This is a genomic window from Gallibacterium sp. ZY190522 (genome assembly GCF_054166015.1).
Window position 1 is genome coordinate 1,051,480 of record NZ_CM135118.1, and the last position, 23,379, is coordinate 1,074,858.

Genomic DNA, 23,379 nt, shown 5'->3' on the forward strand with positions numbered 1-23,379 from the left:
TAGAATGATTCTGTCTATTGTAGGATTTTTCAGCGGAACACTTAATCAAGAAAGAAGTTATAAGTACTTTTGTGTATAATTTGCCGGTTAAATTTATTATGAGAACGATTATGGATTTATTAAAACTAAAATGGCAAGCATTGGCACCTACTTTCTCTTTTTCTCAACCTGTAGATCCGCAACAAACCTTTTGGGATCTTCAACCAAGAGCCACTGCCGCTATTGATAATTGGCTAGCACAAAATAGCAATGCAATTTTAGTGCTAAAAGGCGAAGAGCAGTTTGTCGATTTGCTAAGACTGCAACACTATTTAATAGAGCATTATTTTGCCGATAAACCTGTAACAGTGAATGGCGTGCATTACCAATTTCAGCAGCCTGATACCAATGATTTTCCGACAATTGAGATACGTCCGGCACAATCCGTGCAAGATAACTTTGCTCAACGTTATTGGGTGAAATGTGCCGATTATCTCTCTCCGCAATATCTTTTTGGGCAAGTGTTACAGCTGGTTAACAGTAATAAAATCCAACTGATACCAGGCTTAATTCACCAAATAAACGGCGGTATCCTCATTTTGTCCGCCTCGCAATTACTCTCACAGTTTGACCTTTGGCAACGTTTATTAAGCATTCTGCAACAGCAACAATTTCATTGGCAACTAGATGATATTTTACAGCGTCAAACCTGCGTTATTCCGCCAATGCCATTGAAATTAAAATTAATTATTGTAGGCAGTCGAGATAATCTTGCCGAATTTGAAACTTTTCAGACGGATCTTTATCAATTAGCAGATTATGCTGAAATCGCTGCTTATACAGAGATTGAAGATGAACAGCAACAACAGCAATGGGCAAGCTATCTTATTGAGTTAGCAAAAAATGAGTTGCAATGTAATCTTGATCTTTCCGCCATTAATCGGATTTATCAATGGCTGACCAGAGAAAGTGAAGATCGACATTTAATCGCCAATTCACCAACACAGCTTATCACTATTCTGAAAGGTGCATTAAGTTATCAAGCAAATAGTAACGATAACAGCATTAATGCTGAAATGGTGGAACAGTTCTATCAACAGCAGTGTTATCAACGCAATTTGTTACAACAACGCAGTTACCAAAGCATCCTTTCTGAACAGGTCTACATTGATACTGATGGCGAGGAAATCGGGCAAATTAACGGTCTATCTGTGATTGAATATCCGGGAGTTCCTTATAGCTTTGGCGAACCATCTCGCATTAGTTGTTTAGTTCAAATCGGCGAAGGTGGAGAAATTATCGATGTTGATCGCAAAAATGAATTAGCTGGCAATATTCACAGTAAAGGAATGATGATTGCACAATCTTGTTTAAGTAATATTTTGCAGCTACCGAGCCAACTTCCATTTTCTGCGTCACTGGTTTTTGAACAGTCGTACACTGAAATTGATGGCGACAGTGCCTCATTAGCAATGTTATGTGTACTTGTCAGTGCGCTTGCCGAATTGCCGTTACCACAAAATATCGCCGTAACAGGAGCTATCGATCAATTCGGCTTGGTTCACGCCGTTGGTGGTGTCAATCAGAAAATTGAAGGTTTCTTTGCCATTTGCCAACAACGTGGTTTAAATGGTAACCAAGGAGTCATTATTCCTGCCGTTGTCTGCAATCAGCTCAGCCTAAATCAAGAAGTGATTGATGCAGTGAGAAATCAACAATTTCATCTTTGGATTGTGGAGGATGCGGCACAAGCATTACAAATTTTATTACAACGTGATTTAATCGAAATGCCGGATAAAATTTATCACACCGATAATCGTCCTTTAAATCAACTCATTTTGCAGAATATCGAACAAAAATCAGAACATAAATCAGGTTGTTCAAAGTGGTTTTCCTGGTTAAGTGCGATGAAAAAAGCCTAAAACGAGCAAAAACTGATCCAACCATTCAGCTAACAGATGTAAGCTATTTTAAAAAGTATTTTTCCTTGCTAAAATAGCTCACATCTCGTTTTCCCTTTTCAGAAAACTATTTTTATGCATATCGCAGGAGATCAGTATGCCTAACACAAGTACACAAAAAAGAAATTTCACCGCTCAGAAATCATTTAATTATGAAGATTTATTAGCCTCCGGTCGGGGCGAATTATTCGGCGAAAAAGGACCGCAACTACCAGCACCATCAATGTTAATGATGGATCGTATTGTCGAAATAGATGAATATAAAGGTCGATTTGGCAAAGGTTATATTGAAGCTGAACTTGATATACGCCCAGATTTACCATTTTTCGGTTGTCATTTTATTGGCGATCCTGTGATGCCCGGTTGCTTAGGTTTAGACGCAATGTGGCAATTAGTCGGTTTCTTCTTAGGCTGGATTGGCGGAGAAGGTAAAGGTCGTGCATTAGGTGTGGGCGAAGTAAAATTTACCGGACAAATCCTACCAACTGCCAAAAAAGTCACTTACCGTATCCATTTAAAACGCGTCATTAATCGTAAATTAATTATGGGATTAGCAGACGGAGAAGTAGAAGTTGACGGTCGTATTATTTATACTGCGGCTGATCTAAAAGTAGGATTATTCCAAGATACAACAATGTTCTAATAATCAAATCAAATAAAGATGGGAAATTTTCCATCTTTATTATTATAAAAATTATTTTTAGTTATTAAATGTCAAACCTATTTTCTAATGACATACTGACAAAAATTATAATAATGATTACTAAAAATCATATTTTCTTATAAATCTCATTCTTTAATTTTTTAAATTATCTCATTATAATAGTTTCCTTTTATCAATTGACAGGAGAAGCTATGTCACAAAATACAGAAAATGTTAACAATCAAGTTAGCAATGCTTTAGATTTACAAAATGTTGATTGGCATTCATTATTAGATGAACAACATTTACTTAATATTTTTAATGACTGGATTGTTCCTTATTCAATTAAAATTTTATTAGCTATCGTTATTTTCTTGGTTGGGAAGCGATTAGCAAAATTTATTAGTAAATTATTAGCAACAATGATTCATCGCACAGTAAAAGATGAGATGTTAAGTGAATTTATTCGATCAATTGCCTATTTTGCTTTATTATTAATTGTAGTAATCGCATCACTCTCTCAACTAGGCATTAATACTACCTCTTTGGTAGCATTAATTGGTGCTGCTGGTTTAGCTATCGGTTTATCCCTACAAAATTCACTGCAAAATTTTGCTGCCGGTGTAATGATTTTAATATTTAAACCTTTCCGTAAAGGGGACTTTATCGAAGTTGCCAGTGGTTCCGGAACAGTAACACAAATTGGTTTATTAATGCTGGAACTAAGAACTGGAGATAATAAAACTGTATTAGTGCCGAATAATCAAATTTTCACACAAAAAATTACCAATTATTCTTTAAATTCGACTCGCCGTATTGATTTTATTTTTGATATTTCTTACGAATCGGATATTACCAAAGCAAAAGAAATTATTGCACGTTGTTTACAAGAAGAACCTCGTGTATTAAAAGAACCGGCACCATTAATCGCAGTGGGTGCATTAGCGGCAAGTAGTGTTCAGTTATTTGTTCGTCCTTGGGTAAAAACTGCTGATTACTGGGGTGTACATTTTGATATTATGGAAAAAGTAAAATTAGAGTTTGATGAAGCTGGTATCGATATTCCGTTTAATCAACTGGATATTAATTTTCCTGAAAAAGCAGTAGAAATTATTAAGCAAAATTCAGAAAATAAATAAACTTTAATTCCAAAAATCAAGGCGTGTTCAAATTAGCACGCCTTTATTGTTGCAATAATCGTTTGGTATATTCGGTCTGTGGATCAGAAATTACTTCTAATGTATCTCCATATTCAATGATTTGCCCATCCTGCAACACTAATAATTGATCAGAAATATGTTTAATAATTCCAATATTTTGCCCAATATAAATATAAGCGATACCTAATTGTTCCTGTAATTTCAGTAATAAATTAATTAATTGAGCGCGTACTAAAGAGTCAAGAAAATTAAGTGCATCATCGACAATAATAACTTCCGGCTCTAAAATTACTGTTCTTGCCAGTGCTACCCGTTGTTTTTGACTGATCGTTAAATCACTGAAACGAATATTGGTATGATTCGGTGATAACCCGACTAAACGTAATGTATGAAAAATTTTCCGATTCCGCTCGCGTTCCGAAAGCGGTGTTGCTAATCTTAACGGTAAATCTAATGTCTGTCCCACATTTAAATGTGTATTAAATGTTGAGTTCGGATCTTGGAATAACATACGGATATGTTTAGAACGAAATGAATAGTCACCAAATTTCAGCAATTTATTTTTAAAATAAATTTCACCTCGGCTTGGCTCAGTAATGCCCATAATCATTTTTGCCAAAGTTGATTTACCCGAACTGTTTTCGCCAATAATTGCTAATGTTTGCTTTTGTTCCAATTGAAATGAAATATCTCTAACTGCATCAAAAGCTCGATTAAATAAGGATTTGCCGCTAGTCGGGAAGGTTTTAGTCAAATTCTCAATGCGTAATACTACTTCACCCATCTTATTACTCTTCTTTTCCAGTTAATGTTGCTTGGATCGTAATCGGCTCCACTTTCTCTTTTGTTTCAGAATGAACACGAATATTTAACGGATAATAACAAGCATATTCGTGTTGTTTTAATTTCCGCAACGGTGGTTTTATCACACATTTACGTTGAGAAAATGGACATCGTGGCCCTAAACGACAACCAATCGGAATATTCGTTAATAAAGGTACCATTCCCGGTAATGCATTAAGCTGAGTTTTAGGCGCCAACGGAATATTATAATCCGGATTGGAATTCATTAACGCCATTGTATATGGATGAAATGGCGAATTCATAATAATCTCTTTCGGTCCACTTTCCACTGATTGACCACAATACAAAACATTAATTGTTTCACACCATTCGCTGACAGAAACTAAATCACTGCTTAAAAATAAAATCGTAGTACCGTGATTTTGATTCATTGCTAATAAAAGACGGTAAATTTGACTTTGTGTATTAGTTCCTAGTGCGGTTGTTGCTTCGTCAGCAATCAATAAACGGGGCTGATTAGCAATTGCCATTGCGATCATCACTTTTTGTCCTTCACCTTCCGTAATTTCGTTAGGATAACTTCGCATAATATCTTTATGATCACGAATACCAACACGATGCAACAATTCCACAACACGTCGCTTTTTCCAACCAAACCAACGCCACCATTTGCCTTTGAAAGTCCAATTTGGAATAGATTGAATCAGCTGATCTCCAATGGTTTTACTTGGGTCGAGATAAGTCAAAGGATCTTGATAAATTAGTGAAATTTCTCTGCCAACCAGTTTACGTCTCTTTGCCGGTGAAAGTTTTAATAATTCAATATCATTAAAACGGAACCGATCCGCACTAATAATCCAATCATCTTTTACAGCATTACAAATTACTTTAGCAATTAAACTTTTCCCTGAACCCGATTCCCCAACTAATGCATAAATATCTTCTTCATTAATAGTTAAGTTCACATTATCAACAATGCGAATTTTTCCATTTGCTGTTTTAATATCAATACATAAATTACGAATATCCAATAAAGCCATTATTTTCTCCCTCCTATGAATAATATTTATAGAAGGATCGTAATAAGCTGTTACTTAATACGTTAATGACCAAAATAGAAAACATTATCGCAGTTCCTGGTAACACAACCGCCCAAGGCGCAATATATAATAAATCAACCGAATCTCTTATCATCGCTCCCCATTCCGGCATTGTTGATGATGCTCCCAAAGAAATAAAGCTTAATGCACTCACATCCATAATTGCTAGAATAAATATTCTAGCTGTCTCTCTGACAAAAACCGGAAAAATATTAGGTAAGATAGTTTCTTTTAATAAAATATATTTTGAAATACCTTCCAACCGAAGTAATAATACATAATCTTTTTGTAATTCCTGTTGTACAGCATTATCTATTTGATGAATAAAATGAGGTAATAAAGCTAAAAAAATAGCCAACATTGCATTGGTTAACCCACTATTAATTAATGCCGCAATAATAATAGCGACCAATAAAATTGGAATGGATAAAAATACATCACCAAGATATTTTAATGTTCTAGATTTTACCCCTTGATTAATTCCAATGATTAACCCTAGACCACCACCAATTATTAAAATTGCTAACACAATAATCAATGCAGAACCGAATGTATAATGAACTCCCCATAAAATACGACTAAATAAATCTCGTCCGATATCATCAGTTCCCAATAAAAAAACTAAATTACCACTTTTATCCCAAAATGGTGGCATTAATTCATTACCTATAAATTGTTGATCCGGAGAATATGGTGATAAAAATGGTACTAAAATAGCAATAACTACCAATCCGGAAAAACAGAATAAACTGAATAAAGCAATACGATCTTTACTGAATATTTTCCAAATTGCTTTTTTTGCTTTCGTATTCCGGAAATCTTCTACCCTCTGCTCAATCATACCAAGCCTTTTTCTTAAACGGATCTAAAATAAATTCACTTAAATCTGCTAATAAATTAATAAATAATACCACTATTCCAATTACAATAACCCCACTTGCTACCGCATTATAATCCTGTTCAGAAAGTGCAGCAATTAACCACTGACCTATGCCAGACCAATTAAAAATATTTTCAATCAACATACAAGCTGCTAGTGTCAAAGTAAATGTACGAATAATATAAGGCAATATAGGTGCTAATGTGTTACGTAATAAATAAACACGAAGAATCTTAAATTTTGACCAACCACGAGTTAAAGCAGTCTTAGTATAATTGGCCGAAATAACCTGCTCCGCCCTATGCTGTGTTAATCGGATAATCTCCATCATCGGCATAATCATTAAAACCAATGTCGGCAATACCAAATGTTGTAATACACTTTGCACAATTTTAATTTTATACGGTTCTTCCACAAACCAAACATCAATAATCGCAAAACCGGTTACCGGTTTAATTTCATATAATGCATTATATTGACCAACTGATGAAATTTCCCAATTATAAATTGCTGCCAAATATAATAAAATTAAACCAATCCAATAAACTGGAATAGATAGCCCTACTGAAGAAAAACCTCGTATGAATTTACTAACAGAACGATTACTTAATGCTCCTATAAACCCTAATGGAATTCCAAATAACAAAGCCAAAATCATCGCAGCAATACATAATTCTAAAGTTGAAGGTAAAACAGATAAAATTTGATCTCTTAAGAGTTCACCACCGATATATGTAATACCAAAATCTGCATTTGCTAATTTTTCAATATACTGCAAATATCCTTGAAGGGTTGAACCTTCAAATAAGACTTGATTAAGAGGATCTTTCAACATAATGGTATATGCTAATATTGATAAAATCACTAAAGAGATAAAAATCAGTAATAGTCGTCTAATCAAAGCAATAATCATTTTTTACCCTCATTTAAAGACAATGACGAAAAATGAATATTTCCAAATGACGTCATATTTAATCCTATTACCCGATTATTTGAAACTAATACATTATTTACTGTAGCAATCGGGATAATCGGCACTTGTCTAATAATTAATTGCTGTGCCATATCATAGTCCAATGCTCTTAATAACTGTACATTAGTTTGCAATGCTCTAATTAATAATGCATCAAGTGGTGGATGACACCAATTACTTAAATTAGAGATAGTATTTTGTGATGGACAACTTAATATTGGTCTTAGGAAACTATCCGGATCTAAATTATTTGTAATCCAACCTGTTAAAATCATATCATAATTATCCGTACCATCCTCTACACTCTGTTTAAGAAAATTATAAGACACTACTTTTACATTCAATTTTATACCTAATTGTTCCAAATCATATTTTATCATTTCTGCTAATTTGACTGGATTAGGATCATAAACTTGCTCTTCATTAATTACCCAAAGAGAGAGATTAAGTAATTTATCAGATAATAATGATTTTGCCTTTATTGGATCATAATTATATTCAAATGAAGTCGCATTAAAACGCGAAGCCCACGAAATTTGCGGAATAATACTTTGTGCAATTTTAGCCGTATCATAAAAAATATGTTTAATAATCCGAGGTCGATTAATTGCATAAGCTATCCCTCGTCTTACATCAATATTTTGCATAATTGGGCGCTTCATATTTAATGCTAAAAAAGATAAATTCATACTATCGGAAGAACTTATTTGCACACTAGGCAAACGTTCATTTAATAATTTGAGCTGGCTTGCATCTGGAAATGCGACAATATCACATTCACCATTTAAAAACCTTGCCAAGCGTCCTGTTTTTGTTGTTGAAACATCAATGACAATATTTTTAATATTCGCTTTTTCTCCCCAATAACCATCATTTCTTACTAAGCGAATATTTTTATCGCGAAAATAACTCTTTAATTGATAAGGCCCAGTACCGATAGGCAAAATATCCAATTGTGCCAAATTATCATCAGCATTGAGTTGTAGAGCATATTCATACGACAAAATCACGGCATTAGGTCCGGAAAGATGGGAAAGCACTGAAGCATCTGGGGAAACCAGATTAATCTGAACTTGATAAGGATTTAAAGCGACAACCGAATTAATTTTATTCCTTAATTTAATACTTTCAAAATAGGGGAAATGTTTATTTTTTGCTTTCTCATTGAACAACTGATATTGCGAAATTTTACTGTTTTCCTCATCAAAATCATCATTCACAGGCAAAATACCGTCATTTTTCCCTAAAATACGATTTAAAGAAAAAACAACATCTTCCGCATTAAAATCTCTTGTTGGCGTAAACCAACCTGTACTGTGAAATTTCACACCTCGACGTAAATTAATCAAAATATGTTTACCGTCCGCTGAGATGTGATACGAAGTTGCCAACGAAGGTACGACCTGATTATCATTTCCCGTCAGTTCAAATAATTTATTATATATCTGATCAGCAACAATATTGGTATGACTACCAATCTCTGCCGTTTGTGGATTCAACGACACAGGTAAATCGTGTGTACAATAAACTAAACCATTATTCAACACCTCTTTTGGAACTCTTGGTGCCGAAAATGCCGTCTGTACGAAGATAAAGCAGATAAAAATTGTAATATATTTAATCAAAGCCATTGAAAAACCAGCTTACTTACTAATCTATTCTCATCTAAATTCAGCAAACCAGCATATTAACTAGCGATTGCTCCTTTGTAAAAGGATATTATCGTTAATAGTCTATTAAATCATCAAAATCACGATCTTAATCAATACTTTGTTTTTAATTCTAGATACAAAAAATATCATAATCTTAATTAAAATACTCCAAACAGAATAAATTTCATTCCTTAATTTATAAAAAAATCATCACTAAACCGATTTAGCCTTAATAAAATTGGTGTAATTTTTAACCAAATAACTCCTATTGATTATTTTTTTATTGTATAAAATATTTTTTGTTTTATCATTTCGTCAGTTATCATTTCAACAAAATGAAAGCTAATAGTAAAAAATACTATATCTTATTGATAAAATTAGGAAATTTTTATGATTAATCTATTTCAACAAACAGAACCGAGTCGCCGTCGTTATGGTGTGGCGATTTTTGTCGGTATCATTGCCGGTATTATTTCAGCATTTGTAAAATGGGGAGCAGAACATCCTTTCCCACCTCGTAGCCCATTAGATCTTTTCGTGGCAGCGTGTCAAGATCCGTCACAGGCGCTTGAAGTTTGTTCACGTGCTTTCTTAAATCCACCACACGTTTTCTTAAGAGATTATTTAGGTATCGATCCGACTGCCGCTGCATTTACCTTTGCAGATCAAGCGTTTAACTGGATTGGTGTAACTCACATTATTTTCTCCCTTGTTTTTGCTATTGCGTATTGTGTGGTTGCGGAACGCTTCCCTAAAGTCAAATTATGGCAAGGTGTATTGGCTGGTATTATCTGCGATATCTGTGTTCACTATATTACTTTCCCTCTACTCGGTTTAACGCCACCGGTAGCAGAATGGCCATTCTATGAACACGTTTCAGAATTTGTTGGTCACATTTTCTGGTTCTGGACTATTGAAATTATCCGCCGTGATTTACGTAATCGTATCACTCACGAACCGGATGCAGAAGTTCCACTTGGCGAAAATCGCTAGTCTAATTTAAATACGAACCTCCTTTGAAAATACGTTTTAACAGGATGTTAAAACGTATTTTTCTTTTATATACTTCTGAAAAATGATCGCTTAATGCTTTATTATTTTTGACAAAACACAATTCATCCCCATATTTAAAACAAACGCTTTTTTTGACACTAAAAAATCAGCTACACTAACAACAATTAAATCAATTTAAGTCTATTATGCTAAAAACGTTACAAAACGAACTGGATAATTTGATTGAACGCAGTTTGGATCAAACACTGCGTCTGGCGGTAACCGGCTTAAGCCAAAGTGGAAAAACCACGTTTATCACCGGATTTATCAATCAGCTATTATCATTAAATACTGTAGAACAACCGCAACTACCCTTGTTCAGTGCGGCTCGTCATCACCGTATTTTGGGCGTTAAACGCCTAACCCAAAAAAATTGGCAGCTTCCTCGTTTTGAATATGAAGAGAATTTGTTATCACTGCAACAATCTCCACCACAATGGCCGCAGTCAACTCGAGGTTTAAGCGAAACCAGATTAGAAATTCATTACCAACATAGCCAGAGTTTATTACGTCATATTAAAGCAAACGGTGTGCTTTATTTGGATATTTTTGACTATCCCGGAGAATGGCTGCTTGATTTGCCTTTATTATCACAGGATTTTCAGCGTTGGTCGCAAGCGATGCACCAATTGTTGCAAGGGGAACGAAAACAACTGGCGCAACCTTGGTTGGAAAAATTACAAAAACTCGATCTTACACAGACCGCAGATGAACACTTTTTAGCTCAACTTGCCAAAGATTACACTGACTATTTGCATCAATGTAAATCCGCCGGTTTTTACTTTATTCAACCGGGACGCTTTATTCTTCCCGGAGAAGCGGAAGGCGCAATCGCTTTGCAATTTTTTCCATTGGTTCATCTTTCTGAACAACAGTGGCAACAGTTACAAAAAAATGCCGACAAACAGAGTTATTTTTCGGTGTTGCAACAACGTTATTGCTATTACAGAGATCAAATTGTCAAAACCTTTTACCAGCAACATTTTTCACGTTTTGATCGTCAAATTATTCTGGCTGATTGTCTAACAGCGCTTAATCATAGCCATCAAGCGTTTATTGATATGCAAATGGCATTACGGGCTTTATTCCAAAGTTTTCATTACGGGCAACGCAATTTTTTCAGCCGTCTGTTTTCGCCAAAAATCGACAAATTGTTGTTTGCCGCAACTAAAGCGGATCATATTACAACCGATCAAATTCCCAATTTGATCAGTCTGTTACGACAATTAGTTCAGTCAGAAGGTGAGCATCTACAATTTTCACATATTGATATTGATTTCACCGCATTTGCGGCGATTCGTGCCACACAACAAGTGATTGTCGAAGAACAGGGACAGCAATTTAAAGCCATTCAAGGCGTTAGAAGTATAGATAAAAAATCGGTAACACTCTTTCCCGGATCGGTACCGCAACGGTTACCAACTGCCGATTTCTGGAAAAATTCCGCTTTTGAATTTGATCAGTTTGAACCGCAAACGGCGCTTGAAAGCGAGCCATTACCACACTTACGACTTGATTCAGTTTTAGAATATTTATTAGGAGACAAATTAACATAATGAACGATAAACACCTATTTCAACCCCAAGACAGCGAACCGCAGCAGGAAAAGCTAAAAACAAAACGAGAATTTCACCCTACCCAAGTTGAACTCGATCAAAGCGTATATCAGGAAGAAGGTGAAATGGAGCAACAATTACAACAAGCCATTCAGCGTCCGCTTTCTTGGTGGCAAAAAGGATTAATTGGCACTGTTGCCCTGTTTGGTGCGGCAACCATTGCGCAGGCAATTCAGTGGTTGGTCGATGCTTGGCAGCAGCACCAATGGATTAATTTCGCCTTTGCACTCGTTTTTGCTTCCATTGTCGTCTTTGGTATCAGTGCCGTAGTAAAAGAGTTTCGTCAATTACGACAACTAAAAAAGCTAGCAATATTACAACAACAGAGTCAACACTTGCAGCTTAATTCGCCAATCAGCAACATAGAAGATAGTACTAAGCTGACAAAGCAATTACTAAGCTATATGCAAATATCACCACAGCAACCGCAATACCAACAGTGGCTGCAGTATGCAAATCAAGGTTATAATTCATCAGAATTGCTCAAACTATTCAGTGAAGAATTTCTGCATCCGCTCGATCAACAAGCACAAAAAATAGTCAACAAACAAGCCATTGAAGCAACAATGATTGTAGCAATTAGTCCATTAGCACTGGTGGATATGGCATTTGTTGCTTGGCGGCATCTACGTTTAATCAACAAATTGGCAGCATTATATGGGGTTAAATTGGGTTATTTTAGTCGCATCCGTTTAATCAGAATGGTGTTATTCAATATTGCTTTCGCCGGTGCAACCGATGTTATTCGGGATATTGGAATGGATTGGCTTTCACAAGATCTTACTGCAAAGCTGTCAGCACGCGTAGCACAAGGCATTGGTGTCGGTCTGCTTACAGCACGATTAGGCATTAAAACGATGGAATTTTGTCGCCCCGTTCCTTTCACTGCAAAAGAGAAACCAAGATTACATACCATTCATAAATTATTAATTACTGAAGTTAAAAATGTGATTAAAGATAATATTTTCAAAACCGCAGAAAAAGAAGCACGTTAATATTATTACCTAGTGGCATGATGACTAACATTTTTTTGATGGGCAACATATGAAGGTTGCCCTATAACTAATTTATATTTATCCGTATTAGTTGTTGCCTTATTTGCCCACACTTTATAGAATAGCTTACCTTGTCTAAATGTGGTTTCATTGAAACTCTTCTTCACCCTTTCGGGTAGAATGCTTCACTAGAAGTGAATCTCACTTCGAAGTCAGAATAGTGCATCAAATGAGTTCCATTTAATGCACTGTTTGATGAGTTGAAACATTTACACATTGTTCAAGTACCAATAAAAATCGTAAGATTTTTTAGTCGCTTGGCATTGGTCGAGCTATGGCATTAACTCACTACTGTAATGGAGAATTTTGTGAAAAAAATCACTACTTTATTAGGTATTAGCGCACTTGCTCTTGGTATCAATACGGCTGTTCACGCTGATGCGGACACCGTTTACCTTTATACTTGGACAGAATACGTACCTGACGGTTTGTTGGATGACTTTACTAAAGAAACTGGCATTAAAGTTAATGTTTCCAGTCTTGAATCCAATGAAACAATGTACGCTAAGTTAAAAACTTTGGGTGATAGTGCAACTTATGATGTCATTGCGCCATCAAATTACTTTGTATCCAAAATGGCAAAAGAAGGGATGTTACAACCTTTAGATCACAGTAAATTACCTGTGATTAAAGACCTTGATCCAAATATGTTGGATAAACCATATGATCCAGGTAATAAATATTCTCTTCCTCAATTGTTAGGCGCACCTGAAATTGCTTTCAATACTGACACCTACAAAGCGGAACAATTCACCTCTTGGGCGGATCTTTGGAAGCCTGAATATAAAGGTAAAGTGCAATTATTGGATGATGCCCGTGAAGTCTTTAACATCGCTTTATTAAAACTTGGTGAAGATCCAAACACTAAAGATCCAGCCATTATTAAAAAAGCATACGAAGAGTTATTAAAACTCCGCCCGAATGTATTGGCATTTAATTCCGATAATCCAGCAAACTCATTTATCGCTGGTGAAGTTGAATTAGGTCAATTGTGGAACGGTTCTATTCGTATTGCGAAAAAAGAAAATGCACCTATCAATGCCGTTTATCCAAAAGAAGGTCCAGTTTTATGGGTAGATACTTTAGCTATTCCTAAAACATCTAAAAATCCTGATGCTGCACATAAATTAATTAATTACTTATTAAGCCCTAAAATCGCTGCTCGTTTAGCAACCGAAATTGGTTACCCAACAACCAACTTGAAAGCAAAAGAATTATTGCCAAAAGAAATTACTGAAGATCCAAGCATCTACCCACCAACAGATGTATTGAAAAACAGTTATTGGCAAGACGATGTTGGTGATGCAATTCAATATTACGAAAACTATTATCAACAATTAAAAGCAGCTGAATAAGTGATATAACAATAAACTTTTTAATTAACGCCCTCATTTTTGAGGGCGTGTTATTTCTACTTTTTGATTTATAGTCTATTTTCTAATTTATTAAAATGAAACAAAGAAATACCACTTTTTTAATTTTAGGCATTATGATGATTGGCGTAGTGCTAAGAATGCCATTTACTGCTATTCCGCCTATTCTGCATGAAATTGCTACTGAATTTTCTATTCCAATCAGTCAACTTGGTATACTAACAACCTTACCACTTATTATGTTTGCTTTAGTTTCGCCTTTTGCGGCAAAACTCAGTCAACGCTTCGGTTTAGAAAAACTATTTGCAATGGCGTTGGTTTTAATGTTAATTGGCTCTACATTAAGAATTTTCTCTTTATCACTGCTCTTTACTGGCACCGTACTAATCGGTATCAGCATTGCAGTACTCAATGTACTGTTACCAAGCACTATTATGGCGAATCAACCAAACCGCTTAGGCAAACTCACTTCACTCTATTCTCTATCAATGACCTTTGCCACTATCATCGGCTCATCATTAGCAATGCCAATTACTACAGCTTACAGTTGGCAAACTATGATTCTGCTGATTTCTGCTATTTTGCTGATTGCATTGTTGATTTGGTTGCCTAATATCAAACATAACCACTATTTAGACATGCACAATAAAAACCAAAATAATCCGACGCTATGGAGAAATAAATATGTATGGTGTTTCGTGATTTTCGGTGGCTTACAATCGCTTTATTTCTATACTACGTTGGCGTGGTTACCGACAATGGGGCAACAGGCCGGTCTGTCAGCCAACACAACTGGCTATTTGCTTGGTGTTTTTATGTTGGTAACAATTCCATTAATGCTGTTTTTACCCACTGCTTTTATCCGTTGGTCAAGCCAAAAACGCCAAATCGTTATTATACTTTTTATGTTAATCGCTTTACTTGGCGTAATGATGATGTTATTAAATTACCAAAGCATTACCTATTGGCTATTTGTCAATATTTTTACCGGATTAGCAGGTGGTGCATTATTCCCTTATCTTTTAACAATGCTATCTGTAAAAACTACCTCACCAACCAATACGGCTAGATTATCAGGGGTTGTTCAATCCGGAGGATATCTCTTAGCTGCCTGTGGGCCGGTATTATTCGGTTACGGCTATGGTATTTGGCATAGCTGGTTACCACAAATCTGGGTTCTTTGCGGTTTAGTATTAGTAATGGCTATCGCAGCGTGGTTTATTGAAAAAACAGACAAAATTATCTAATTCAATCGACATCGCATAAATTAAATCGCGATGTCGATTTTCTTTGTTAAAATAACGTTTCCTTAATTAGGTTATTGATGATGTTATGATTATTACCACTGATATTATTACTATTTTACAATATACTATTCCTATCACTATCTGGATTTGTCAAGTTTCTATCACTTTACGTCTGTTATTCAAACAGCAGGCAATGTCGGTTACCTTATCGTGGTTATTAATTGTTTATATCGTGCCAATTGTTGGTATCATTGCTTACTTTATTTTCGGTGAAATCAAATTAGGTTCTCGCCGTGCCAAACTTTTCCACCAATTAAGACCTAAATATGTCGCTTGGTTTAATCAATATAAAGATTATAAAAATCTTGTCGAAAATAAAGAGGCATTACGATACAAATCACTGTTTGATCTTTGTCAACGTCGCCAAAACATTCCTTGTATTATTGGAAATGATCTACATATTTTGCAAACACCACAATCCATTATTCAAAGTATTATTAAAGATATTGAGCAGGCTAATTTTTCTATCAATATGACTTTTTATATTTGGCAAAGTGGAGGGCTTATCACTCAAGTTGAACAAGCATTATTAAAAGCTAAACAACGTGGTGTGCAAATTCATATTCTACTTGATTCTGTAGGTAGTCGAGATTTTCTGTTAAGTAAGCATTGCCAACAATTACGCGACCAAGGAATTGAATTTTTAGAAGCATTACACGCTAATCCATTACGAATGTTTTTAGAGCGTATTGATCTTCGTCAACATCGCAAAATTGTAGTGATCGATAATCAAATTGCCTATACCGGCAGTATGAATATGGTAGATCCAAGCGAATTTAAACAGGATGCTAACGTTGGGCAATGGATTGATATTATGGTTAGAATTGACGGGCCGGTTTCCTCTATTCTTAATCATCTACACGCGTGGGATTGGGAAATCGAAACTGAGCAACAGCAGCCTTTTGCTTTTGCACTTTGCCCATTATTGCCGATTGAAAATGACAATTCGCACGCTGTACAAATTGTTGCCACAGGCCCCGGCTTCCCAGATGATTTAATGTCGCAAACACTTTCAGTAGCCATATTTTCTGCTAGAAAATCAATCACAATCACCTCACCTTACTTCGTGCCAAATCAAAGCATTGAGGATGCTTTAAAAATCGCAGCACAACGTGGCGTGGAAGTGAATATTATTTTGCCGAAGAAAAATGACTCTACTATGGTGCAATGGGCAAGTCGTGCGCTTTTCGATAATTTATTAGCTGCCGGTGTTAAAATTCATCGCTTTAAAGGCGGATTGTTGCACACTAAAAGTATTTTGATTGATCAACGATTAGCATTAGTCGGTAGCGTTAATATGGATATTCGCAGTTTTATGCTTAATTTTGAAGTAATGATGATTGTAGAAGATCGCGATTTCGCCAAAGAAATTTTGCAGCTACACCACAACTATTATCAGCAAACTGAAACCATCGATTATCAACAATGGCAACAGCGCCCTTTATGGCAACGCTTTTTTGAACGCTTATTTTTCTTTTTCAGCCCACTTTTGTAAAAACATTATGCAACACAAGTTAGAACATTTAATCAATTGACTACACGGGAGCTTTTCCAGATTTATCAGGCTCGTACGGCAGTTTTTGTCGTTGAACAACAATGTTCATATCAGGAAGTGGATGAAATTGATCTATGCGTATTTCATCTCTGGCTATCGGAACAGCAACATCTTGTCGCTTATACTCGTATTTTTTCCAAAATGAGTACGTTCATTTTGGACGCGTTTTAGTAATGCCAAATTTTCGTGGCAAAGGCTATGCTCAAACACTATTAAGAAGCACATTAGCTTTTATTCAACAGCAATTTCCAAACTATCCCATTGAAATTCAGGCACAACACTATTTGCAAGAATTTTATCAGAAATTCTGTTTTGTTGTGGTTTCAGATATCTATCTGGAAGACAATATCCCACATATTGATATGCGTAAATTTTGATGGCATTCTTCTGCCATCAATCATTAACCAAACCTTTTTTCCACCACAATACCAACCGATTTTGCTTGAGCAACGGCACTGGGCTTACTTAGTTTTAAACGAATTTGTGAGATTTGAAAACGCTGATGTAATTGATCCACCACCTCATATGCTACTCTTTCAATCAATGCAAATGATCGGTTACTGACATAATCAATGATAAATTCGCTAACCTCTGCATAATTTAGACAAAATTGAACATCATCTGTCCGTGCCGCCTGCTCACTATCCCACGCCATTTCTAAATCAAACACTAATTTTTGTTTGATCTGTTGTTCCCAAGCATAAACGCCAATAGTGGTAAAAATAGTTAACTCTTCAATAAAAATAAATTCTTTCGTCATATAAATTTCGCCGTTTAATGAATTAATTGTAGCTATACTAACAATTTTGGTTACAATAAACAAAAGCCCAAATGAGTGAAAAGGAAAAGTTATGAGTCTATTTGCTATTTTTTATATGCTAATTGCCTATTTGATAGGTTCTATTTCGAGCGCAATCATTTTATGCAAACTCTTTCATCTTCCTGATCCTCGAGAAAACGGCTCTCATAACCCCGGAGCAACCAATGTGTTACGAATTGGTGGACGTTTGCCAGCATTACTGGTGCTAATTTTTGATATTCTTAAAGGAATGTTACCAGTTTGGCTCGGTTATTACCTACAACTAACGCAGTTTGAATTAGGAATGGTGGCTTTAGGTGCCTGCCTAGGGCATATTTTCCCAATTTATTATCACTTTCGTGGTGGCAAAGGTGTAGCAACCGCATTTGGTGCAATTGCACCGATTGGCTGGTCTGTAGCCGGATTTATGCTTGGTGTCTGGTTATGTGTTTTCCTACTCACCGGTTACTCTTCTCTCAGTGCAGTAATTGCCGCATTAACCATTCCATTTTATGTCTGGTGGTTTCGCCCCGAATTCACCTTTCCAACCGCATTAGTTTGTTGTCTTCTTATCTACCGCCACCACGACAATATTCAACGTTTATGGCGTGGACAAGAAGACAAAATGTGGGATAAATTAAAAAATAAAAAGAAGAAATAATTATCTCAGCATAAATTTAATCGGGATTTTCTGTTCTGTAGCTAAACCTGCCGGACGTATGCCAACACTATTAGCTTTCGCGACTGCATCCATTGCCGACTTATCCAAATCTTCATAACCAGAAGAACGATGTAACCGCACATTTTGGATTGTTCCGTCATCCATCAAAGTAAACTGCACCACAACAGTACCTTGACGATGCAACATTTTTGCTCGTTGCGAATAACGTTTATGTTTTTCAATTTCTCGCCGTAATGCAGAACGATATGCTGCAAGCTCATCACTATTTGTTCCTGTTCCTTGTAAATTTTGTTGCTGTGTTGTAACAGGTGCACCCTGTGCTTTAGATTGTACTGCCTGCGAAACAGGGCGATGATTTTTCTTATGATCACGATGTTTTTTATGTTCCTTTTTACGCTCTACAACTTCTTTTTTAATCTCTTTTTTAGGCTGTTTCGATTCTTTTTTTATTGTCGGATCAGGAACAACTTCTTGTTTCTGAGTTTCAACTATCTTTTCTGGTTCAGGCTTGATTTCTATTTCCGGTTGAGGTTCTGGTTGAGGTTCCTCAACAATATTGGCAGAAAGCAATTCCATTGAAATGATTGGTGAAATTTCTCCATTTATGCTATTTGCTGACTGTTGCGTTCCATCAAATGACCAAACCGCACCGGCAAATAATGCACTATAAATAGCAGTGGTAACATAAAAAGCAGGCTTGGTGTAATGCACTTAATTGCCTCCTTTATCCTTTACAGTAACAATGGCAACATTTTTGATCTCATTTTTACCTAATAAGTCGGTAATACTAACAAATTCTTGGAAAGTAGCTTCAGAATCTACTTTTAATGTTACTTTTTGTGATTTATCCCAACTCGCCATCTCTTTCTCTAAATCGGTTCTATTGATCGGCTTATCATTGAAATAAAGCTCACCATCTTTAGTGATAGTGAGCAGTTTCGCAAGTTCATCCGATTTAAATGCTACCGTGCTACTTGCTTTCGGTACATTCACCTTGATTTTACCTTGCGAAATAAAAGATGCAGTAATCAAAACAATTGCCAACAGTACTAACATAATATCAATGAAAGGAATGATATTAATTTCATCGAACTTCTTCATATCTCATTCCTATCTTGATTGTTCCGCCTGTAAAGATTTCCACTGTAAGCGTTTCACTTCCACTTTACGCCCTAAACCGTTGTAAAACATCATTGACGGAATAGCGACTAAAATTCCCACAGCAGTTGCTTTCAGTGCTAATGACAAATGAAGCATAATGGCACTAGCATCGATGTCGCCACCCGATTGCCCTAACTGGTAGAAAGTGAGCAAAATACCAATAACTGTTCCCAACAATCCCACATATGGTGCGTTTGCACCAATAGAGGAAATAATGGTTAAGTGCCGTGTAAGATCAATTTCAAGATCGTGGATATTCTGATAATTTTTAATATTGATTTTATGTAAAAACAATAAGCGCTCAATCACCATCCAGACCATTACAAAGCTCATCAACGCCAACAGACCTAAAATAATGTAATCAACATATTGTTGTAAGAAATCAAATAATGCATCCATTTTCCAACCCTTTAAAAACAACAAATATAAGGCATCATTGCGATGCACTTATATAAATTAACACAGAGGAATAAAGACTTTCCGCCAACCTTTAAATAAAGGCGGAAAGTCAAATCATTACTTAGAATTTATAAGAAACGGTGAATTTATAGTTACGACCGAGTTCATTATCTGAAGCAGCATAATATTTAGTTGCTTGATCTTTATAGGCTTTATCAAAAATATTATCGATACCAGCCGTCAATTCTAAACTAGGTAATTGTTTTGGTGACCAAGTTGCATAAACATTGCTGACAGAATAACTGTCTTTATAAGTTGACATTTTCTTTGGTGTTCTGTCACAATTTTTCCCTTTACAACGTTCGATTCCAGCAGTGTATGTTGTGATATTTCTTACCCAAATGGTATTCCAGCCAAGTTCTACGCCATAATCTGGCATAACATAACTTAGACCTAAAGTATATTTATCACCGGTATCCGGCAAGGCGGTTAAATTATAAAAACCAAATAACGGGTCAAGCTGTTCACTTCTTGCTCTGGCATAACCGGCATTAATGGAAAAATTATTGATACGATAAGCAGTAGAAACCTCAACCCCCTTAACCTTTACTTCACCAATATCTTGATAACCGCTTCCCTGATCGGTTGTTGTGTTGGTGTTGAAATGATTATATTTAGTTTGGAAATATTTTGCGGTTAAAGAGAAATCATCATTGCCAAAAATATCTGCCTTAGCAAAACTCATACCAGCTTCTTTATTATTTCCTCGAATAGCATCTATACTTGGCAAATAATTTCGGGTTCCACGTAAATAAATCTCACCAGCATCAGGTCCTTTAAAGATTTCAGTATAGTTGGCAAATACTGCTAAATCGTCTGTTAGTAAATATTTTAAACCTAGTGCTTTAGAAAAACGTTGGTAGCTTTTATCAAAATTCTTATCAAGATCTGCCTGATAATAGTCATAACGTATACCCGGAGTGATTAAGAAATTACCAAGCGCAATTTTATCCTCCAAATAAACAGAAGTACTGTCAGTTCTTGGTTGATAAGGTTTATCTGGCGCATTTAATGCTCTAGATTTAGTATTGTAATACTCTCCACCAACGGTAATAGTATGGTGAGTACTGGATAAATCAACTTCTGAAACATTAGAAAGTGTTCCGCCAACAGTACGAATATTCGTCTGAGGTTTTCCCATTGAACTCATATCAGTTTCAGTATTATATAAATTAATTTTGAAATTAAGGTATGGATTATCTTGCGGATCGATACCATAACTTAACGTATAAGTTTTACGTAATAACTCTGTTAAGGCTTTGCTGTGATCAGTCTCACTATACCCCAGTTCTCCAGGTCTCGGAATATCCCCTAAACAAGAGTTAAAATTAGCACGATAGCAACTTACCGCCGTATTATTATACCGTTCCGCTGAGAATTTCACCCATTGTGCTTCATCAATATTGTATTTCGCTTTGAATAAATAGTTGGATAAATGGCCTTTATTTGCATTTGCTACGCCATTACCATCTTTACCGTTTTCTTGGTGACGATAATTAAAATAGCCTAAAACATCTAACCCACCGGCACGACCATAAAGTGTGGTTGCTGCTTGGTTGGAGTCAGCATTGCTACCATAGCCCCATTTGAATTTCGCGCCAAAGTTTTCGCCATCCGCTAACAAATCTGCCGCTTCAACGGTTTCGAAACGAATCGCACCGCCCAATGAACCTGCGCCAGTTACCACAGAATTTGCACCAACATCAACATTCACACGTTTTAAAATATCCGGATCGATACCATAGTTTCCAGCGTGATGGAATGCGTAACCATTTTGTCTTGCACCATCAACTGTTACCGTTAAATATTCTTCACTTACACCACGAATACTGTAACGTTGCACCACAGAACGTGCGCCATTCACATTTACACCAGGGACGGAACGTAAAATATCTGCGGTTGTAGTCGCTTGGCGAACTTTTGCTAAACTACCGGCGGATAAACTTGCTTTTTGTGGTGAAAGGTTATCACTCACCACTTCAATTGCATCTAAATTATCGGTTTCATCTGCAACAACTGCACCACTAATAAAAGCAGCAAGCGGTAATAATACAAATGAGGTTTTCTTCATTTGGAGGTTCTCCTTAGGTTATTTAGGGTTAAAAACTATCAATTAAATTAATGAGAACCATTATCAATAAAAAATTTATTGCTTTCAAGATCTTTTTAGGAATTATTATCATTTTCTTGCAAAGGATTAGAATGAGATCATTTTGTAAGTTTTTTATAGAATTTATAAGAAAGATTAGGTCTAGAAAGATTAGGTCTAGAAAGATTAGGTCTATATAGTGATGAAAGAAACACTGATGAAGAGATTTTACTTTTTTATGCCGACGAATTTTATACTCCATTTATCTTTGAAAGAATCAATCCTGTCGGCAAAAATAAAAAACGAATAACTATACTGACTAAATGATACCCTGTTCTTCCAATTTACTTAGAAAAAATGGCATCTGTTTCTTCCACCACGGCCAATCGTGATCAACATCGTATCCCCAAAAATCAAACCAAGCAACAATGCCTTTCGCCTGAAAAGCCTCTTGCAAACGTGCAGTATCTGCAACGTGCTGCTCTTCCCAAGCGCCTTGTCCTACTGCCACAATATAGTGATTTTGTCGATAACGATCTAAAAACCAACTATCCTGCTGTCCCCAAAGATAATCTATCGGCGAATTGAAATATATCGCCTGATCCCCATAAAATTCCCCAGTAAAGAAACGAGCATCATAAACGCCACTTAGCGCAATCGCCACATCAAACAAATCCGGATGACGCAATGCAAAATTAATGGTATGAAACGCCCCCATACTGCAACCGGTCGCCATCATTGCGCCACCCCATTGCGATTCGTGCCGAATTAATGGCACCAATTCATTGATGATATAACGATCATAAGCATCGTGTGCTAATGCCATATCGTGTCCGGATTTGTAAGTTGCCAACCACGACTCTTTATCATAAGAATCAGGAGTATAAAACTTTAGTAATCCACGTTCGATAAAAGAGTGACACGCCTCAATCATTCCGAAATTACCATATTCATTTTGATCACCTCCTGAGGATGGAAACACAATTACAGGCTTACCGGCGTGACCATAAACATTAAAATACATTTCACGACCTAATTCTCCACTCCAATGACTTCTTCTCTCAAAATGCATAATTCA

General features: G+C 36.0%; 21 protein-coding genes and 1 pseudogene. 11 read left to right on the top strand and 11 right to left on the bottom strand.

Annotated features, from left to right (window positions below; all coding sequences use genetic code 11):
- The first annotated feature begins 110 nt into the window (after positions 1 to 110).
- The 3 genes from ACXPAV_RS05225 to ACXPAV_RS05235 all read left to right on the top strand — a co-directional run bounded on the left by ACXPAV_RS05225 (position 111) and on the right by ACXPAV_RS05235 (position 3,722).
- Positions 111 to 1,901, top strand: a complete 1,791-nt coding sequence (locus tag ACXPAV_RS05225; protein ID WP_458004255.1) for an AAA family ATPase — start codon at positions 111 to 113, stop codon at positions 1,899 to 1,901.
- A gap of 136 nt (positions 1,902 to 2,037) precedes the next feature.
- Positions 2,038 to 2,583 carry a 3-hydroxyacyl-[acyl-carrier-protein] dehydratase FabA gene (fabA, locus tag ACXPAV_RS05230; protein WP_458004256.1) on the top strand — a complete coding sequence of 182 codons (546 nt, stop codon included), beginning with the start codon at positions 2,038 to 2,040 and terminating at the stop codon, positions 2,581 to 2,583.
- Between the two features lie 212 nt (positions 2,584 to 2,795).
- A complete protein-coding gene (locus ACXPAV_RS05235) occupies positions 2,796 to 3,722 on the top strand; it encodes a mechanosensitive ion channel family protein (RefSeq protein ID WP_458004257.1) in 927 nt (308 codons plus the stop codon).
- Positions 3,723 to 3,765: 43 nt separating this feature from the next.
- On the opposite strand, the gene ACXPAV_RS05240 is transcribed toward ACXPAV_RS05235, so the two are convergent.
- Genes ACXPAV_RS05240 through ACXPAV_RS05260 form a run of 5 tightly spaced genes read right to left on the bottom strand, consistent with a single transcriptional unit; the run spans position 3,766 to position 9,131 of the window.
- A complete protein-coding gene (locus ACXPAV_RS05240; protein WP_039135776.1) occupies positions 3,766 to 4,527 on the bottom strand; it encodes an ATP-binding cassette domain-containing protein in 762 nt (253 codons plus the stop codon).
- Between the two features lie 4 nt (positions 4,528 to 4,531).
- Entirely contained in the window at positions 4,532 to 5,587 is a 1,056-nt protein-coding gene (locus ACXPAV_RS05245; RefSeq protein ID WP_039171409.1) for a peptide ABC transporter ATP-binding protein, read from the bottom strand.
- Between the two features lie 13 nt (positions 5,588 to 5,600).
- Complete coding sequence (locus ACXPAV_RS05250) at positions 5,601 to 6,488, bottom strand: ABC transporter permease subunit (protein WP_039135778.1); 888 nt, start codon at positions 6,486 to 6,488, stop codon at positions 5,601 to 5,603.
- Positions 6,481 to 7,440, bottom strand: a complete 960-nt coding sequence (locus tag ACXPAV_RS05255) for an ABC transporter permease (RefSeq protein ID WP_039135779.1) — start codon at positions 7,438 to 7,440, stop codon at positions 6,481 to 6,483. Before ACXPAV_RS05255 ends, ACXPAV_RS05250 begins: the two co-directional genes overlap by 8 nt.
- Positions 7,437 to 9,131, bottom strand: coding sequence for an ABC transporter substrate-binding protein (locus ACXPAV_RS05260; protein ID WP_458004258.1), 1,695 nt, complete (start codon positions 9,129 to 9,131; stop codon positions 7,437 to 7,439). The genes ACXPAV_RS05255 and ACXPAV_RS05260 overlap by 4 nt, the downstream gene beginning before the upstream one ends.
- Positions 9,132 to 9,542: 411 nt before the next feature.
- Here ACXPAV_RS05260 and ACXPAV_RS05265 point away from each other — a divergent pair, with 411 nt between their 5' ends.
- The 7 genes and pseudogenes from ACXPAV_RS05265 to ACXPAV_RS05295 all read left to right on the top strand — a co-directional run bounded on the left by ACXPAV_RS05265 (position 9,543) and on the right by ACXPAV_RS05295 (position 17,488).
- Positions 9,543 to 10,145, top strand: coding sequence for a YagU family protein (locus tag ACXPAV_RS05265; RefSeq protein WP_458004259.1), 603 nt, complete (start codon positions 9,543 to 9,545; stop codon positions 10,143 to 10,145).
- 206 nt (positions 10,146 to 10,351) lie between these two features.
- The gene (locus tag ACXPAV_RS05270; RefSeq protein WP_458004260.1) at positions 10,352 to 11,761 is read left to right on the top strand and encodes a YcjX family protein; all 1,410 of its coding nucleotides are present in this window, start codon (positions 10,352 to 10,354) and stop codon (positions 11,759 to 11,761) included.
- On the top strand, positions 11,761 to 12,816 hold the full coding sequence (locus ACXPAV_RS05275; protein WP_458004261.1) for a YcjF family protein: 1,056 nt from the start codon (positions 11,761 to 11,763) through the stop codon (positions 12,814 to 12,816). Before ACXPAV_RS05270 ends, ACXPAV_RS05275 begins: the two co-directional genes overlap by 1 nt.
- A 368-nt stretch (positions 12,817 to 13,184) precedes the next feature.
- The gene (locus tag ACXPAV_RS05280; RefSeq protein WP_458004262.1) at positions 13,185 to 14,231 is read left to right on the top strand and encodes an extracellular solute-binding protein; all 1,047 of its coding nucleotides are present in this window, start codon (positions 13,185 to 13,187) and stop codon (positions 14,229 to 14,231) included.
- Between the two features lie 95 nt (positions 14,232 to 14,326).
- Positions 14,327 to 15,496, top strand: coding sequence for an MFS transporter (locus ACXPAV_RS05285; RefSeq protein ID WP_458004263.1), 1,170 nt, complete (start codon positions 14,327 to 14,329; stop codon positions 15,494 to 15,496).
- Between the two features lie 85 nt (positions 15,497 to 15,581).
- Complete coding sequence (cls, locus tag ACXPAV_RS05290) at positions 15,582 to 17,051, top strand: cardiolipin synthase (protein ID WP_458004264.1); 1,470 nt, start codon at positions 15,582 to 15,584, stop codon at positions 17,049 to 17,051.
- 36 nt (positions 17,052 to 17,087) lie between these two features.
- A pseudogene (locus ACXPAV_RS05295) lies at positions 17,088 to 17,488 on the top strand (GNAT family N-acetyltransferase).
- A gap of 23 nt (positions 17,489 to 17,511) precedes the next feature.
- Here the strand turns inward: ACXPAV_RS05295 and folB are convergent.
- Positions 17,512 to 17,871 (bottom strand): dihydroneopterin aldolase, encoded by a 360-nt coding sequence (gene folB / locus ACXPAV_RS05300; RefSeq protein WP_039136238.1) that lies wholly within the window; start codon positions 17,869 to 17,871, stop codon positions 17,512 to 17,514.
- A gap of 91 nt (positions 17,872 to 17,962) precedes the next feature.
- Here folB and plsY point away from each other — a divergent pair, with 91 nt between their 5' ends.
- Positions 17,963 to 18,571, top strand: coding sequence for a glycerol-3-phosphate 1-O-acyltransferase PlsY (gene plsY / locus ACXPAV_RS05305; protein WP_039136240.1), 609 nt, complete (start codon positions 17,963 to 17,965; stop codon positions 18,569 to 18,571).
- Here the strand turns inward: plsY and ACXPAV_RS05310 are convergent, their stop codons facing one another.
- The 5 genes from ACXPAV_RS05310 to ACXPAV_RS05330 form a co-directional block, all read right to left on the bottom strand.
- Positions 18,572 to 19,303, bottom strand: coding sequence for a TonB family protein (locus ACXPAV_RS05310; protein WP_458004265.1), 732 nt, complete (start codon positions 19,301 to 19,303; stop codon positions 18,572 to 18,574).
- Positions 19,304 to 19,693: a TonB system transport protein ExbD gene (exbD, locus tag ACXPAV_RS05315; RefSeq protein WP_039136244.1), complete on the bottom strand. Its 390-nt coding sequence runs from the start codon at positions 19,691 to 19,693 to the stop codon at positions 19,304 to 19,306. It lies immediately after the preceding gene.
- A 9-nt stretch (positions 19,694 to 19,702) separates the two neighbouring features.
- On the bottom strand, positions 19,703 to 20,152 hold the full coding sequence (gene exbB / locus ACXPAV_RS05320) for a TonB-system energizer ExbB (protein WP_018347365.1): 450 nt from the start codon (positions 20,150 to 20,152) through the stop codon (positions 19,703 to 19,705).
- 121 nt (positions 20,153 to 20,273) lie between these two features.
- Positions 20,274 to 22,283, bottom strand: a complete 2,010-nt coding sequence (locus ACXPAV_RS05325) for a TonB-dependent receptor domain-containing protein (protein WP_458004266.1) — start codon at positions 22,281 to 22,283, stop codon at positions 20,274 to 20,276.
- Between the two features lie 337 nt (positions 22,284 to 22,620).
- A complete protein-coding gene (locus tag ACXPAV_RS05330; RefSeq protein WP_458004267.1) occupies positions 22,621 to 23,373 on the bottom strand; it encodes an esterase family protein in 753 nt (250 codons plus the stop codon).
- Positions 23,374 to 23,379 lie beyond the last annotated feature (6 nt).

Bases quoted from the DNA above. Each gene is read 5' to 3' on its own strand.
- folB (WP_039136238.1), bottom strand. From the start codon at position 17,871: ATGACGAAAGAATTTATTTTTATTGAAGAGTTAACTATTTTTACCACT.
- ACXPAV_RS05255 (WP_039135779.1), bottom strand. From the start codon at position 7,440: ATGATTATTGCTTTGATTAGACGACTATTACTGATTTTTATCTCTTTA.
- ACXPAV_RS05330 (WP_458004267.1), bottom strand. From the start codon at position 23,373: ATGCATTTTGAGAGAAGAAGTCATTGGAGTGGAGAATTAGGTCGTGAA.
- exbB (WP_018347365.1), bottom strand. From the start codon at position 20,152: ATGGATGCATTATTTGATTTCTTACAACAATATGTTGATTACATTATT.
- ACXPAV_RS05275 (WP_458004261.1), top strand. From the start codon at position 11,761: ATGAACGATAAACACCTATTTCAACCCCAAGACAGCGAACCGCAGCAG.
- ACXPAV_RS05270 (WP_458004260.1), top strand. From the start codon at position 10,352: ATGCTAAAAACGTTACAAAACGAACTGGATAATTTGATTGAACGCAGT.
- ACXPAV_RS05235 (WP_458004257.1), top strand. From the start codon at position 2,796: ATGTCACAAAATACAGAAAATGTTAACAATCAAGTTAGCAATGCTTTA.
- ACXPAV_RS05250 (WP_039135778.1), bottom strand. From the start codon at position 6,488: ATGATTGAGCAGAGGGTAGAAGATTTCCGGAATACGAAAGCAAAAAAA.
- ACXPAV_RS05240 (WP_039135776.1), bottom strand. From the start codon at position 4,527: ATGGGTGAAGTAGTATTACGCATTGAGAATTTGACTAAAACCTTCCCG.
- ACXPAV_RS05325 (WP_458004266.1), bottom strand. From the start codon at position 22,283: ATGAAGAAAACCTCATTTGTATTATTACCGCTTGCTGCTTTTATTAGT.
- ACXPAV_RS05260 (WP_458004258.1), bottom strand. From the start codon at position 9,131: ATGGCTTTGATTAAATATATTACAATTTTTATCTGCTTTATCTTCGTA.
- exbD (WP_039136244.1), bottom strand. From the start codon at position 19,693: ATGAAGAAGTTCGATGAAATTAATATCATTCCTTTCATTGATATTATG.
- ACXPAV_RS05245 (WP_039171409.1), bottom strand. From the start codon at position 5,587: ATGGCTTTATTGGATATTCGTAATTTATGTATTGATATTAAAACAGCA.
- fabA (WP_458004256.1), top strand. From the start codon at position 2,038: ATGCCTAACACAAGTACACAAAAAAGAAATTTCACCGCTCAGAAATCA.
- ACXPAV_RS05225 (WP_458004255.1), top strand. From the start codon at position 111: ATGGATTTATTAAAACTAAAATGGCAAGCATTGGCACCTACTTTCTCT.
- plsY (WP_039136240.1), top strand. From the start codon at position 17,963: ATGAGTCTATTTGCTATTTTTTATATGCTAATTGCCTATTTGATAGGT.
- cls (WP_458004264.1), top strand. From the start codon at position 15,582: ATGATTATTACCACTGATATTATTACTATTTTACAATATACTATTCCT.
- ACXPAV_RS05265 (WP_458004259.1), top strand. From the start codon at position 9,543: ATGATTAATCTATTTCAACAAACAGAACCGAGTCGCCGTCGTTATGGT.
- ACXPAV_RS05285 (WP_458004263.1), top strand. From the start codon at position 14,327: ATGAAACAAAGAAATACCACTTTTTTAATTTTAGGCATTATGATGATT.